The sequence below is a fragment of the Acinetobacter sp. PW68 genome, from assembly GCF_020982655.1.
Lineage (GTDB): Bacteria > Pseudomonadota > Gammaproteobacteria > Pseudomonadales > Moraxellaceae > Acinetobacter > Acinetobacter towneri_A.
The window spans coordinates 283,124-298,337 of record NZ_JAHZSX010000001.1 but is presented as its reverse complement, the minus strand read 5'-3'; the positions used below and the strand labels follow the sequence as shown (position 1 = coordinate 298,337).

9 protein-coding genes are annotated in these 15,214 nt (G+C 42.2%); 2 read left to right on the top strand and 7 right to left on the bottom strand.

Features of this window, described 5'->3' with window-relative positions; all coding sequences use genetic code 11:
* Positions 1-29 precede the first annotated feature (29 nt).
* From K1T76_RS01320 to K1T76_RS01310, 3 genes are all read right to left on the bottom strand, one after another.
* Complete coding sequence (locus K1T76_RS01320; RefSeq protein ID WP_230243914.1) at positions 30-620, bottom strand: OmpW/AlkL family protein; 591 nt, start codon at positions 618-620, stop codon at positions 30-32.
* 572 nt (positions 621-1,192) lie between these two features.
* Positions 1,193-2,569 carry a Na+/H+ antiporter family protein gene (locus tag K1T76_RS01315; RefSeq protein WP_230243912.1) on the bottom strand — a complete coding sequence of 459 codons (1,377 nt, stop codon included), beginning with the start codon at positions 2,567-2,569 and terminating at the stop codon, positions 1,193-1,195.
* 106 nt (positions 2,570-2,675) lie between these two features.
* Positions 2,676-3,551, bottom strand: coding sequence for an alpha/beta fold hydrolase (locus tag K1T76_RS01310; RefSeq protein ID WP_019836115.1), 876 nt, complete (start codon positions 3,549-3,551; stop codon positions 2,676-2,678).
* A gap of 120 nt (positions 3,552-3,671) precedes the next feature.
* Between K1T76_RS01310 and K1T76_RS01305 the strand changes: the two genes are divergently transcribed.
* Together K1T76_RS01305 and K1T76_RS01300 are read left to right on the top strand one after the other, a co-directional pair.
* Entirely contained in the window at positions 3,672-4,157 is a 486-nt protein-coding gene (locus K1T76_RS01305; RefSeq protein ID WP_019836116.1) for a DUF4442 domain-containing protein, read from the top strand.
* A 208-nt stretch (positions 4,158-4,365) separates the two neighbouring features.
* On the top strand, positions 4,366-5,217 hold the full coding sequence (locus K1T76_RS01300; protein ID WP_026437986.1) for an alpha/beta hydrolase: 852 nt from the start codon (positions 4,366-4,368) through the stop codon (positions 5,215-5,217).
* Positions 5,218-5,319: 102 nt separating this feature from the next.
* On the opposite strand, the gene K1T76_RS01295 is transcribed toward K1T76_RS01300, so the two are convergent.
* The 4 genes from K1T76_RS01295 to rpoB form a co-directional block, all read right to left on the bottom strand.
* Positions 5,320-5,676, bottom strand: coding sequence for a hypothetical protein (locus tag K1T76_RS01295; protein ID WP_019836118.1), 357 nt, complete (start codon positions 5,674-5,676; stop codon positions 5,320-5,322).
* Between the two features lie 111 nt (positions 5,677-5,787).
* On the bottom strand, positions 5,788-6,348 hold the full coding sequence (locus K1T76_RS01290) for a hypothetical protein (RefSeq protein WP_019836119.1): 561 nt from the start codon (positions 6,346-6,348) through the stop codon (positions 5,788-5,790).
* Positions 6,349-6,507: 159 nt separating this feature from the next.
* Positions 6,508-10,707, bottom strand: coding sequence for a DNA-directed RNA polymerase subunit beta' (gene rpoC, locus K1T76_RS01285; protein ID WP_230243910.1), 4,200 nt, complete (start codon positions 10,705-10,707; stop codon positions 6,508-6,510).
* A gap of 157 nt (positions 10,708-10,864) precedes the next feature.
* On the bottom strand, positions 10,865-14,953 hold the full coding sequence (gene rpoB / locus K1T76_RS01280; protein ID WP_019836121.1) for a DNA-directed RNA polymerase subunit beta: 4,089 nt from the start codon (positions 14,951-14,953) through the stop codon (positions 10,865-10,867).
* Positions 14,954-15,214: the final 261 nt, after the last annotated feature.

The following is a 15,214-nucleotide window of genomic DNA, read 5'->3' as shown; positions in this document are numbered from 1 at the left end:
TTATTATTATAAAGAGCTACGTTTTATGATTAGAATTTGTAGCTATAACCGATGGTGTACACCATTGGGTCGATGTCTAGATCAAATGGATCTAAACCTTCGATTTCAACTTTTGGACTTAGTTGTGCATAACGTGCATCAAAGAATACGCCCCAGTTTTTTGCATCCGCTGGCTGGAAGTTAAAACCGATTTGACCTGCAAAACCAAAGTCTTCTTTTACCTTAACTTTACCTAAATCAGATTTTTCATCCCATGCAACAAATGCAGTACCACCTACACCAATGTATGGTGTAAAACGAGTTGAATTTTTAAAATTATATTTCGCTGTTAACGTTGGTGGTAATTGTTTGATTTTAAGAGCAGAATCACCATTCACTAGCACATCGTGGCTGATTGGCGTAGCCAACAATAATTCTGCAGAGATATTGTCATTAAAGAAATATTCTACAGAGGGTGTAAATGCATATTCATGATCAGCTTCTACATTCACTCCGCCATTTAGAATATCTGTATCTTGTGTTGGAGAAATTACAGAACCACCAACTTTAACTTGCCATTGACCTGCCATAGCAGAAGCAGACATCCCCATTAATGCAATTAGAGCAACTTGCTTTAACATTTCAAAACCACCCTTTAGAATAAAAATCTTAATGCTTAATTAATATTAAACGCGACAACTATTAATATGCAACACGTATTAAACCTAATATTTTAATTATTTTATAAATCATTAATTATTATATAAATTTATTTTAAATAGACCAAATTACTTGGTTTTAAAACCCGAGTTAATTAATAAAGTTTATATTATTATTTCCCGACTATATTACTCAATTTTATTTAAAAAATAAATTAAAAGATTTATTTAGAATACATCTTATATTTATTTAAAAATTAAACAAATTTATTTTAAATTGATTAATTCACTTAGAATTTCTATTTTTAAATCTTATAAAATCAATAAAAATTATTAAAATTAAATAAAGAGAATTAAAATCACCTTCATTCTAATATATGAAGCTGATGACAATGAAAACAGACTATTTTGTTTAGAGATTTAAAATCGTGTATTGAGATGCAATCGGCAGATGTGAGGATGAACTTGAAGTATATTTTTTTGTTGTTTTAACACTGTGCTGCAACGTGCCCAGCCTATTCTGAACACGTGCGCTTACACATTTTGGTGATGATTTACAGCATCATCGCTGCAATCCAACCAAAAATGATCAATGGGATATTAAAGTGAATAAAAGTTGGTACCACACTGTCCTTCATGTGGTCGTGCTGCCCATCCATATTTAAGCCCGAAGTTGGCCCTAAGGTTGAATCCGATGCTGGAGAACCCGCATCTCCTAAGGCTGCTGCTGTGCCAATAATTGCAATGGTCGCTGCGGGACTAAAACCGAACTGCAAACATAAAGGCACATAAATAATTGCTAAAATAGGCACGGTAGAGAAAGACGAGCCAATCCCCAAGGTGATTAACAAACCAATCAGCAACATTAAAAATGCTGCTAAGCCTTTGCTATCACCTATCCACTGTACGGAAGCTTCCACCAATGCAGGTACTTGATTGGTGGCTTCAATCACTGCCGCGAAACCTTGTGCAGCAATCATAATAAAGCCGATGAGTGCCATCATCCGCATACCGGTAATAATCACATCATCCGCTTCTTTCCATTTGAAAATTCCTGCACAGCTTAAAATGGCAACACCCACCAAACCTGCCAGAATCATCGAATCTGAATACAATTGCACTGCTAAGGTTGCAATAATCGCAAACACTGCCATCCACAGCGTAAATTTAGCAATTTGTGGTGCTTGTAAGCTTGACCCTGCTGTATCTGCATTGAGTTCACTCGAAATGCTTTGAGTACGTGCTACCTGCACATCTTGATAGTGTCGTGGCTTGCGATAGCTCACAAACAACGCGATCAATAGACCAATGAACATCCCAAACACAGGAATAAACATGGCAGCAGGAATATCTTCATTTTGAATGGCAAAACCATACGGAGCACCAAAGGTGTTGATATTGTGTGCCAAAATATCATTCAGAAAGATTGCACCAAAACCCACAGGAACAAACATATAGGTGGCAACCAAACCAAAAGTCAGCAAACAAGCCACTGCACGACGGTCTAGGTTTAAATGATTGAAAACACTTAATAAAGGTGGAATCAATACAGGAATAAATGCAATATGTACTGGAATCAAATTTTGTGAGAAGACCGCTGCCAAAGCCACGGTAAAATAAATCAGATATTTAACACGGTTTTGTACCTTAGTATTACTGCTACCTGTTAAGGTGCGAATCAGTTTATACGCCAATAAGTCTGGTAAACCTGAGCGTGCCAAAGCCAAAGCAAATGCACCTAAAATACCGTAAGCCAAGGCAATTTTAGCGCCACCACCTAAGCCATTATTAAACGCATCTAAAGTGCCTTGTAAGCCTAAACCAGCCAGTAAACCACCTGAAACTGCACCAATCACCAAGGCAAAAACTACAGGCACACGAGCCAACGACAATCCGAACATGATTGAAATGGCAGCAAGAATTGCGAACATAAGAGATGAAATTCAAAAAAGAAGCTATTTTATCAGAGATTATGGATGATGGAGTTGACCAAACCTTCAACTCCGACAAATGAATCTAAGTGTGATCAAGCAAAAATCACTGATTTTCATGCTTATAAGCAAAGTCACGGATAGCTGTAGCAACAGCTTGTGGCTGACTAAGAATTGCCCAATGATTGGCAGCCAACTCCACACGTTGAAAATCATCTACCCAGCGTGGCATTTCATCAATCAATTCAGCACCCACAAATTGATCATATTTCAAGACAATGGCTTGCACAGGGCAAATTGCGTAACGCTGCCGCGGCTTCAATAAACGTGGCATGAAATTAGCGCGATATAAATTGACGCCATATCGCCCATCTTTACGGATATTAGGATTGACCGGAATATCTTGATCACGTTCTAAACGCATCACTACCTGACGCCATTGTTCAGGATGAAAGAACTGCCAAACTGTAGGCGCAAGTGCAGGAAGTTGGAAAGCAGCAATATACCAAGATTTACGCATTTGTTTGAAAAATTTAATTTTATTTTCAGAAAACTGCTTACGCATCGAAAACGCTGCATGATCCAAACATGGGCCTGAAATACTACTGTAAGATAAAATTCGTCCTTTTAAATCTGGATCAGTTACAGCTTCCCAAGACTGAATTGAACCCCAGTCATGAGCTGCCAAGTGAAATGCACGCTGCCCCAAAACGGCATGAGCAACAGCCATTAAATCTGCAGCCAATTGAGCCAAGCTATAGGCACGAATGGATTTGGGAATGGAAGATTGTCCCGCACCACGTACATCGTAACTCACCACATAAAAATCTTGTACCAACACGGCAATCACTCGTTCCCAGACTTCTTGGTTATCTGGATAGCCATGCAGCAAAATCAATGCAGGTGCCGTTTTTTCACCCCAAGTTTTGACATAAAGCTGTTGACAATCTGAGGTTTCAACCCATTGCGTTTGTGCTTGCATAAACATCCTGTTATTTTTTGTTGACATGATTGCTATTGAGAATAATAAAATATGCCATTGGCTTGCTCAAATTTCATACTAATATAAGAAAAATCTACTTAAGGCTTTATAAAATTTCCCATGAATCTCATCAAAAAATTGCAGCAACTTCCTATCGTTTCTAAATACTTTTTAAATCGGTACCCACCCTATCGGGGTGCAGGTATTGAAATTGATCAAATCGATTTAGCCAACTACCATGTCCGTGTCAAAATGCCACTTACCCGCAAAAATCAAAATATTGTCGGCGTACATTTTGGCGGCAGCCTCTATTCCATGGTCGATCCATTTTATATGTTAATTCTGATGCATCACTTGGGTTCAACATATATTGTTTGGGATAAAGCGGCAACAATTCATTTCCTCGCCCCAGGACGCAGTACGGTGTATGCAGATATTCGCCTGAGTGCCGCTGAAGTCGAGGAAATCAAACAGATCGCAGAAGACTATGCGCCTCTGACACGTCAATATACGCTCAATATTGTCGACGAATCAGGTGTACGAATTGCAGAAGTGCATAAAACGTTATATATCCGACGTAAAAAGCCCAAAGCCGTAGCAACGTAATTTTTAGCTCACATAAAAACGCAGAATCTAATGATTCTGCGTTGTTGTTAATATTATTTTAATCAAAAGACAAAAAGATCAATGTCACCGACAAACTTCTCTACTCTTTTTGAGCAGGTATGAATCAATTAACGTATTACTGTTGATACATCAGTGGATCATAAAAATTATAAACATTGATAGTATTTAAAATTAAAGGATTATTAAAATGAAAAAAAATCTTGTGCCAATCTTTTCCCTACTTTGTTTCTATTCATCGACATCCCTCCATGCTCTGGAGCCGAATACATTTACCAAAGTGCAGACTTTGAAAAATGTGGCTTTTGGATCTCATCCTCAACAAGTGATGGATGTCTATTTCCCTGCCAAAGTACTCACAGATCAAACACCAGCCCCGCTCATGATGATGGTCCATGGCGGTGCTTGGAAAATAGGTGATAAAAATCATGCTGCTGTGGTCAAAAATAAGCTGAGTTACTGGACCAAGCAAAACTGGATTTTTGTGTCTATCAACTATAGATTAGTTCCGGATGTAACCGTACAGCAGCAAACTCAGGATATCGCCCAAGCGCTTATTTATATTCAAAATCAGGCACCGCATTGGCATGCTGACTCAAAACGCTTGGTGCTGATGGGACATTCTGCGGGCGCACACCTGGTCAGTCTATTAACCGTTCGCCCCCATTGGCTGGCACCCCATCCACAGCCTTGGCGTGCTACAGTTGCTCTAGATAGCGCGGCTTATGATATAGAAAAGATAATGCAAACACGTCATGCACGTTTTTATGATCAAGCCTTTGGTGATCAACCTTCCAACTGGAAAGCCCTTTCTCCGATAGCTCAGCTACATCAAGCTTTACCTGCATTTCTCGCGGTGTGTTCAACCATCCGTGCAGATCAACCCTGTACTCAAGCTCGACAATTTATTCAACAAGCACAGAAATTCGGAACTCAAACCCAGTTATTGCCTGTCCGACTTTCACATGCTGAAATCAACAAGTCATTGGGACAAAATAATGCTTATACTCAAGCAGTCAATCAATTTATCCAAACGCATTAATTTTTCAGCTTGCGCATAAAAAAAGCAGAATCATAAGATTCTGCGTTGGATGTACTGAAATATAAGTACTTCAGTAGGATGGCGTGGCTGTTCGTATTAAGATTAACGCTTTTGCTCGATGGCTGCACCAGCACCACCACCAACAGCACCACCGATTGCAGCGCCTGCATTACCACCTATCACTTCTTTACCTAAAATTGAACCAATCGCACCGCCAATTCCACTATAGGTTGCGTTACGGTTAGAACCATCTTGGGTTTTACTTCCAACTGCCGCACCTGCACCTGCGCCGGCTGCTGCACCAACACTACCACCTACGCTGTTACCCGCTGCGCCACCAACGGCACCGCCTAATGCTGCAGCACCAATACGTTGGTCATTAGAACTCATGCTTTCACAACCCGCCATAAGCATGGTCGATACTGTGGCAATTGCCATTACACTCAATACTTTTTTCATGGTGATCACTCCCCCTCGGTCTATTCGCACTCAGCTTAGTGCATATTGCGGTAACAACTTTGAAAAAACTGTTACCAAGCACAGCAAGATGAAGGTATTTCTGTAAAAGACTTAAGGCTGAATAGATGATTCAGCACCATCTTCTTCCAAAAGCACGACATCTCTTGTGGTTTGTCCATCTTCAGTAAAAACTGCATGAGAAATCGTTTCTTTGGTTTCAGGTGTTTTCACCTGATCTAATTTCAAAGTACGGCGAATAGGTGCTTGTCCTGGCTTATATTCCATGCCTTCCGGATCAATACTTTTAACTTCTGAGAGAATCTGTCCATCTTGTTTTAGGGTTTTATTCAGCTCAATTTTTGAAGTAGGAACAATCACACCGCCCTTTTGAATCACTGGCAAGCTCAACTGTTTCTCTGAAAACTGGCTTTGATCATCATCAAATACCACTTCTTTGGCTACAATATCTTTCCCCTGATTACTGACTTCAAAAATTGTCGATTCCACATGACGCGCAGGTGGCTCACCTGCAACTTTACGAGTCACTTCAGTTTTCAATACAGGCACAACAGCTTTATCTTTGACCACAATACTATTCGGTATTGGTGCCGCAAGAATTGGCAAGATGATCAACATTGCCGACAGACCCAATGCAATACCTGTAAATTTCATGTGTTATCCCCTAGTTTTTCATTATATTTTTAAATTGTTCTGATTCCGCTGTAAGAAATATTCTAGTTTTATCAAAGCAAAATCTGAATTTAAAGTGACACATAAAAAAGACGCCCCGAGAGGCGTCTTTTAGATTCATGTATTCAGTTTGAGTTTGAATTACAAATCGTTAAATTCATCGCTAAATGCTTGGCTTAATGCTTGATCAACATCAGAAAAATCATTTACCAATGCCAATTCAGCAGCTTCAGCCTCTTGACGACGACGCTCTAAGTGGTAAGCAAGACCCGTACCCGCAGGAATCAAACGACCTACAACCACGTTCTCTTTCAAGCCACGTAAATCATCTTCTTTACCTGTTACAGCCGCTTCAGTTAACACTCGAGTTGTTTCTTGGAACGATGCAGCAGAAATGAACGAGTCTGTTGAAAGCGATGCTTTGGTAATACCCATCAATTGACGTTCAAACTTCGCTGGGAACTTGCTTTGTGCAAGTACAGCTTGGTTTTCTTGTACCACTCGGATGTAATCCACTTGCTCGCCTTTGATGAAGCTCGTATCACCACCATCAGTGATCTCAACTTTACGCAACATTTGACGTACGATCACTTCAATGTGCTTGTCGTTGATTTTTACACCTTGCAAACGGTAAACGTCCTGAACTTCGTTCACGATGTAGTTGGTCAGCGCCACTTCGCCTTTCAAGCGTAAGATGTCATGTGGATTCTGTGGACCGTCAGAAACAGTCTCACCACGGTTCACATGTTCGCCTTCGAACACGTTCATGGTACGCCATTTTGGAATCAGTTCTTCATAAATCTCAGAGCCATCATCCGGTGTAATCACTAAACGGTTCTTCCCTTTGGTTTCTTTACCAAAGCTCACGATACCTGAAACTTCTGCAAGAATCGCATGCTCTTTAGGTTTACGTGCTTCAAACAAGTCAGCAACACGTGGTAAACCACCAGTAATATCACGAGTACGTGAAGATTCTTGTGGTACACGACCAATAACGTCACCCACACCAATACTTTCGCCATCACGGACAGAGAGAATCGTGTTTTGCGGCAAGAAGTAGAATTGTTCACCACCATCCACAGTGTCTAATACGACTGCAGGACGTAAGTCTTTACCTGACGCAGGACGCGAAGTCACTGGCAAGATTTCAACTGTAGTCATACCTGTTGCATCATCTGTTTTCGAGGTTGCAGTTACGCCATCAGCAATCTGGCTGAAACGGATTTTACCTGCAACTTCGGTCACAAGTGGATGCGTGTGTGGATCCCAAGTCGCGACAATACCGCCAGCTTCTACCGCTTCACCATCTTTCAGCAAGATTGATGCACCGTATGGTAGTTTATAACGTTCACGCTCACGACCCAGCTCATCGGCAATACCAATTTCACCTGAACGTGAAACAGAAACCAAGTGACCTTTAGCGTGTTGTACAGTTTTTACGTTATGGAAACGTACGGTACCTTTATTACGCACTTGTACGCTGTTCGCTGCTGAAGTTCGGCTTGCTGCACCACCCACGTGGAATGTACGCATGGTTAACTGAGTACCTGGCTCACCAATCGATTGCGCAGCCATAACACCTACAGATTCACCTGGGTTCACCAAGTGACCACGTGCAAGGTCACGACCATAACATTTCGCACACACACCGAAGCTCGATTCACATGACACGACTGAACGTACTTTCACTTCATCAACGCCTTGCTCTTCCAAGAAGTTCGCAAGTTTTTCATCAATCAGTGTATTACGTGGCAGGATTACTTCGTCTGAACCTGCTTTCTTCACATCTTCAGCAGTTACACGACCTAATACACGGCTACCAAGGTTTTCAATGACATCACCACCTTGAATGAATGGTGTCATCACTAAACCACCATACGTACCGCAATCTGGCTCTGTAATCACTAAGTCTTGTGCAACGTCAACCAAACGACGTGTCAAGTAACCTGAGTTCGCTGTTTTCAATGCAGTATCGGCCAAACCTTTACGCGCACCGTGAGTTGAAATGAAGTACTGAAGTACTGTCAAACCTTCACGGAAGTTCGCTTTAATTGGCGTTTCAATGATCGAACCATCTGGTTTCGCCATCAAACCACGCATACCCGCCAACTGACGAATCTGTGCCGCACTACCACGCGCACCAGAATCCGACATCATGTAGATCGAGTTGAATGATTTTTGCTTCTCGTCTTCACCCTGTTTGTTTTTCACAGTGGTAAATGACAAGTTGTCCATCATCGCTTTAGCAACTTGGTCGTTGGTACGTGCCCAAATATCGACCACTTTGTTATAACGCTCACCCGCAGTTACGAAACCTTGCTCGAACTGTTGTTCAATTTCACGAACTTCAGTTTCTGCTTTTTCGATAATTGCTTGTTTTTGTGGTGGAATAACCATGTCTTCCATACCCACAGAAACACCTGAACGTGTCGCTTGACGGAAGCCCAAGTACATCAATTGGTCGGCAAAGATAACTGTATCTTTTAGACCCAATTTACGGTAGCAAGAGTTGATTAACTTAGAGATGTTCTTTTTGTTCATCTCCAGGTTAATTTGCTCAAAGCTTAAACCTTCAGGCACGACTTCCCAAAGCAAGCAACGACCCGGTGTCGTGTCTACAACAATCGTTTGTTGCTCACGCTCACCATTTTCATTGATTACAGTTTGGTATACACGTGCTTTTACGCGAGCGTGCAAATCTACCTGACCTGTTGCAAGTGCACGGTTTACTTCGTGAGTATCCGCAAACACCATGCCTTCACCTTTGGCATTTACCGCATCACGTGTGATGTAATACAAGCCCAAGACCACGTCCTGAGAAGGTACGATGATTGGCTCACCGTTCGCAGGAGACAAGATATTGTTGGTCGACATCATTAACGCACGTGCTTCTAATTGTGCTTCAAGCGTTAATGGAACGTGTACCGCCATTTGGTCACCGTCGAAGTCGGCGTTGAACGCAGCACAAACGAGTGGGTGTAGACGGATGGCTTTACCTTCAATCAGGATCGGTTCAAATGCTTGCAGACCTAAACGGTGAAGCGTTGGCGCACGGTTCAACATCACTGGGTGTTGACGAATGACAGAGGCTAGTACGTCCCAAACTTCTGGAGTTTCGCGCTCAACCATTTTCTTCGCAGCTTTAATAGTGGTTGCTTGACCTGAAGCTTGTAGTTTCGCAAAGATGAATGGCTTGAATAACTCAAGTGCCATTTTCTTCGGAAGACCACATTGGTGCAGACGTAGGTTTGGACCAACGGTAATCACCGAACGACCTGAATAGTCAACACGCTTACCAAGTAAGTTTTGACGGAAACGACCTTGCTTACCTTTGATCATATCTGCCAAAGATTTAAGCGGACGTTTGTTTGAACCTGTGATTGCACGACCACGACGACCGTTATCTAACAAGGCATCAACAGACTCTTGTAACATACGTTTTTCATTACGTACGATAATGTCTGGCGCTGCAAGGTCAAGAAGACGCTTCAAACGGTTGTTACGGTTAATCACACGACGGTAAAGATCGTTCAAGTCAGAAGTCGCAAAACGACCACCTTCAAGTGGAACCAACGGTCGAAGGTCTGGTGGAAGTACAGGCAGTACATTCATCACCATCCATTCTGGCTTGTTGTTCGACTCTTTGAACGCTTCCATCAACTTCAAACGCTTGGACGCTTTTTTCAGCTTAGTTTCTGAAGTTGTTTGCGGAATTTCTTCACGTAAACGAGCAATTTCAGCTTCAAGATCGATATCTTTTAACAAGTCTTGAACTGCTTCAGCACCCATTTTCGCAGTGAATTCATCACCATGCTCTTCTAGCGCATTGAAGTATTCTTCGTCATTGAGAAGTTGATATTTCTCAAATGGCGTCATACCTGGGTCAGTCACCACATAAGATTCGAAATACAATACGCGCTCGATATCACGTAAAGTCATATCAAGTAATAAACCAATACGGCTTGGTAATGATTTCAAGAACCAAATGTGTGCAACTGGAGAAGCAAGTTCGATGTGACCCATCCGCTCACGACGAACTTTTGCAGTCGTTACTTCAACGCCACATTTTTCACAAATGACGCCTTTGTATTTCATACGCTTGTATTTACCACACAAGCATTCGTAATCTTTTACTGGACCAAAAATTTTGGCACAGAATAAACCATCACGTTCAGGCTTAAACGTACGATAGTTAATGGTTTCTGGCTTTTTAACTTCACCGTGAGACCATGACTTAATCATTTCTGGTGACGCAAGACCAATACGGATGCGGTCAAACTCTACTGGAGCATGACCGTCAGAATCCGTCTTTTTGCGCATGATATCGAGCAAGTCTTTCAATTTTTTTCTCCGTGTGCTGGGAGGCTGTTTTCACATCCCAACTGGGTCACAAATATTGTTTTTTAACTGAGTTTTAATCCCCCTTAATCCCCCTTTTTCAAAGGGGGAAAAGTCCCTCTTTTATAAAGAGGGATTTAGGGAGATTTAATGGAGATGCTTAGTCACCATTTTTCAGTTCAATGTTGATACCTAAAGAACGGATCTCTTTGGTCAATACGTTAAACGATTCAGGCATACCTGGGTCCATATAATGGTTACCATCTACAATGTTCTTATAGATACGGGTACGACCTTCAACGTCATCCGACTTCACAGTGAGCATTTCTTGAAGCGTATATGCAGCACCGTATGCTTCAAGTGCCCAGACTTCCATCTCACCGAAACGCTGACCACCGAATTGTGCCTTACCACCCAACGGCTGTTGCGTTACAAGTGAGTAAGAACCTGTAGAACGTGCGTGCATCTTGTCATCCACCAAGTGATTGAGTTTGAGCATGTACATATAACCCACAGTCACTGGGCGGTCGAATTTCTCGCCTGTACGACCATCGTACAACACGGTTTGACCAGAACGTGGTAATTCAGCCAGTTCAAGTAATTCTTTAATTTGACCTTCTTCTGCACCATCAAATACAGGAGTTGCCAATGGAACACCTGCACGTAAGTTACCAGCCAATACCAAGATTTCATCATCAGTTAAGCTGTCAAGATCTTCTTGCTCGCCACCAACTTTGTTATAAATCTTGTCTAGGAACTCACGTAATTCAGCAATTTCACGTTGTTGTTTGAGCATTTTATCAATTTGCTCACCCAAACCTTTGGCTGCCATACCCAAGTGTGTTTCAAGAATCTGACCCACGTTCATACGCGATGGTACGCCTAGTGGGTTCAATACGATATCCACTGGTACACCATTAGCATCGTGCGGCATGTCTTCTACAGGTAAGATGTTTGATACTACACCTTTGTTACCATGACGACCCGCCATCTTGTCACCCGGTTGGATGCGACGTTTAACAGCAAGATAAACTTTAACAACTTTCAAGACGCCCGTAGTGAGTTCATCGCCTGTAGAAAGCTTACGTTTCTTCTCTGCGAATTTCTCATCAATTTCAGAGCTCTTCTCTTTCAAGAAAGTTTGAATTTGAGTTAAACGCTCAGCAATTGCTTCATCACTTGGTTGGATTTCAAGTAAATCAACTAACTCTAAACCAGACAACACATCTTCAGAAAGTTTGTCGCCACGCTTAGTTGTACCGCCACCGTTAGATTCTTGACCTTTCAATAAGCGGATAATACGTTCACGCGCTGCTTCTTCAAAGATTTTGTATTCTTCTTTCAAGTCTTTGCGATATGCATCGAGCTGTGCTTTTTCAATCGCTTGCGCACGTTCGTCTTTTTCTAAACCATCACGGGTAAAGACTTGAACGTCAATCACAGTACCTTTAGTGCCTGATGGAACACGCAATGATGAATCTTTCACATCTGCTGCTTTTTCACCGAAAATTGCGCGAAGCAATTTTTCTTCAGGGGTTAACTGCGTTTCACCCTTCGGCGTAACTTTACCTACCAGGATGTCACCTGCAGTCACTTCAGCACCGATATAAACGATACCAGACTCGTCGAGTTTAGACAGCGCAGCTTCGCCCACGTTTGGAATATCCGCCGTGATTTCTTCCGCACCCAATTTGGTATCACGTGCAACACATGACAACTCTTGAATGTGAATCGAAGTTAAACGGTCTTCTTGAAGTACACGCTCAGAAAGTAAGATCGAGTCTTCGTAGTTATAACCATTCCAAGTCATGAACGCGACGCGCATGTTCTGGCCGAGTGCAAGCTCACCGCCATCTGTAGATGGACCATCAGCCAATACGTCACCACGACCCACCTTATCACCCATCTTCACCAAAACTTTTTGGTTAATACAAGTGTTTTGGTTTGAACGTGTGTATTTGATCAGGTTGTAGATATCTACACCTGCTTCACCCGCAATCATTTCTTCTTCGTTCACACGAATGACCACACGCGAAGCATCGACATATTCAATACGACCACCACGATTTGCGATCACACATACACCTGAGTCATGTGCCACATTCGCTTCCATTCCTGTACCCACAAGTGGTTTATCAGCGATAAGCGTCGGAACAGCCTGACGTTGCATGTTCGAACCCATCAATGCACGGTTGGCGTCATCGTGTTCAAGGAACGGAATCAGTGATGCTGCTACAGATACAACCTGTTGTGCAGATACGTCCATATGCGTCACTTTTTCAGGAGGCATACGAACGAATTCACCTTGGTGACGTACAGAAACGAACTCTTCAGAGAGGTTGCCGTCTTTATCTACTGCAGAGTCGGCCTGTGCAATCACAGTACCTACTTCTTCAATTGCAGATAAATACTCAACGTCATCAGTTACACGACCATCAACCACTTTACGGTATGGCGTTTCCAAGAAGCCAAAATTGTTACATTTAGCATAAACAGACAGCGAGTTGATCAAACCAATGTTTGGACCCTCAGGCGTCTCAATTGGACACACACGACCATAATGAGTTTGATGTACGTCACGTACTTCAAAGCCCGCACGCTCACGAGTCAAACCACCTGGACCAAGCGCAGAGACACGACGCTTGTGGGTAATTTCAGACAACGGGTTGTTTTGGTCCATGAACTGAGACAACTGACTTGAACCAAAAAATTCTTTGATTGCAGCAGCCACTGGTTTCGCATTGATTAAATCTTGCGGAGACAGGTTATCAGTTTCAGCCTGAGACAAACGCTCTTTTACAGCACGTTCAACACGTACCAAACCAACACGGAATTGGTTTTCAGTCATCTCGCCCACTGAACGTACGCGACGGTTACCCAAGTGGTCGATATCGTCGACTTCACCTTTACCGTTACGAATTTCGATCAATGTTTTAAGTACATCGGTAATGTCTTCGTTGGACAAAATACCTTCGACTTCACGTGACTTCTGGTCTGTACCCACTTCGTAAGGACGACCCAAACGACGGTTAAACTTCATACGACCAACTGGCGATAAATCATAACGCTCAGAAGAGAAGAACAGGTTATTAAACAGATTTTCAGCTGCTTCTTTCGTTGGTGGCTCACCTGGACGCATTACTTTATAGATTTCGACCAAGGCATCTTCACGACCAACAGTCGTATCTGCACGCAAGGTGTCAGCAACGAATGAACCACGATCAATGTCGTTTGTGAACAGAATGTTGAACTGCTTTACACCACCTTCTGCAAGTTTCACCATGATTTCATGGCTTAACAAGGTGTTTGCAGCAATCACATCGCCATCACGTAAAGTAATGTCTTCAGCAGTGATACGTTCATATAAGTACTCATCTGGTACAGAAAGCTTCGTTAAGCCTGCTGCTTCCATTTGACGTACATGACGCGCATTAATACGTTTACCTTGCTCAACAATCACTTTGCCATCAGCATCAGTAATGTCAAATTGCGCCATTTCGCCACGCAAGCGTTCTGGTACAAGGTCAATTTGGTAGCTACCCATGTCTAAATAGACAGGTACTTTCTCAAAGAACAAGTCTAGGATTTGTTCATTGCTATAGCCCAATGCACGCAATACTACAGTCGCAAGCAATTTACGACGACGGTCAATACGCACATAAACAAGATCTTTGGCATCGAATTCAAAGTCTAACCATGAACCACGGTAAGGAATAATGCGTGCTGAATACAACACTTTACCGCTCGAGTGGGTTTTACCTTTATCGTGGTCAAAGAACACGCCTGGTGAACGGTGCAATTGAGAAACAATTACACGCTCAGTACCGTTAATCACAAAGGTACCGTTATCCGTCATCAATGGCATTTCGCCCATGTAGACTTCTTGCTCACGCACATCTTTGATTGATTTCGTTTCACGATCTTTGATGATCAAACGAATTTTTACGCGCATTGGTGCCGCATAAGTTGAGCCGCGAAGAATACACTCACGTACATCAAACTCAGGCTTACCAAGACTATACTCAACAAATTCTAAAGCAGCATTGCCAGAATAACTTTCTATAGGAAAAACTGAACGAAATGCGGCTTGGAGACCGATATCTTCGCGGCTTTTTGGAGTTTTGCCATCTTGTAGAAATGTACGGTACGAGTCGACTTGAATCGAAAGCAAGTACGGTGCATCCATCACTTGGGGCAATTTACCAAAATTCTTACGGATCCGTTTCTTTTCGGTATATGAGTATGCCATCTGGAGTCCTCGGAAAGTAAACTAAACCCGCCTGCAGAACGAGTTTAGAAGGAATTACGCAGGCCGATATGGCCACCACTCTTTACAAATGCTGCAATTTTTAGTGGTATTAAAACGCTTAACAATATTTTTAAATGTGGAAAAATATTGGTAAGCGTTTGATTTTTTTGATTTATATTGTTTTTGATGGTTTTTCCATCATTCAAACAAAAATCGAGCCGATAATTGTAACGCAAAAAGGCTGATGACCCAAGAGCCATC

Excerpts from the sequence above, each read along its gene's own strand:
- K1T76_RS01315 (WP_230243912.1), bottom strand. The coding sequence starts at position 2,569 with ATGTTCGCAATTCTTGCTGCCATTTCAATCATGTTCGGATTGTCGTTG.
- K1T76_RS01320 (WP_230243914.1), bottom strand. The coding sequence starts at position 620 with ATGTTAAAGCAAGTTGCTCTAATTGCATTAATGGGGATGTCTGCTTCT.
- K1T76_RS01290 (WP_019836119.1), bottom strand. The coding sequence starts at position 6,348 with ATGAAATTTACAGGTATTGCATTGGGTCTGTCGGCAATGTTGATCATC.
- rpoB (WP_019836121.1), bottom strand. The coding sequence starts at position 14,953 with ATGGCATACTCATATACCGAAAAGAAACGGATCCGTAAGAATTTTGGT.
- K1T76_RS01305 (WP_019836116.1), top strand. The coding sequence starts at position 3,672 with ATGAATCTCATCAAAAAATTGCAGCAACTTCCTATCGTTTCTAAATAC.
- K1T76_RS01295 (WP_019836118.1), bottom strand. The coding sequence starts at position 5,676 with ATGAAAAAAGTATTGAGTGTAATGGCAATTGCCACAGTATCGACCATG.
- K1T76_RS01300 (WP_026437986.1), top strand. The coding sequence starts at position 4,366 with ATGAAAAAAAATCTTGTGCCAATCTTTTCCCTACTTTGTTTCTATTCA.
- K1T76_RS01310 (WP_019836115.1), bottom strand. The coding sequence starts at position 3,551 with ATGCAAGCACAAACGCAATGGGTTGAAACCTCAGATTGTCAACAGCTT.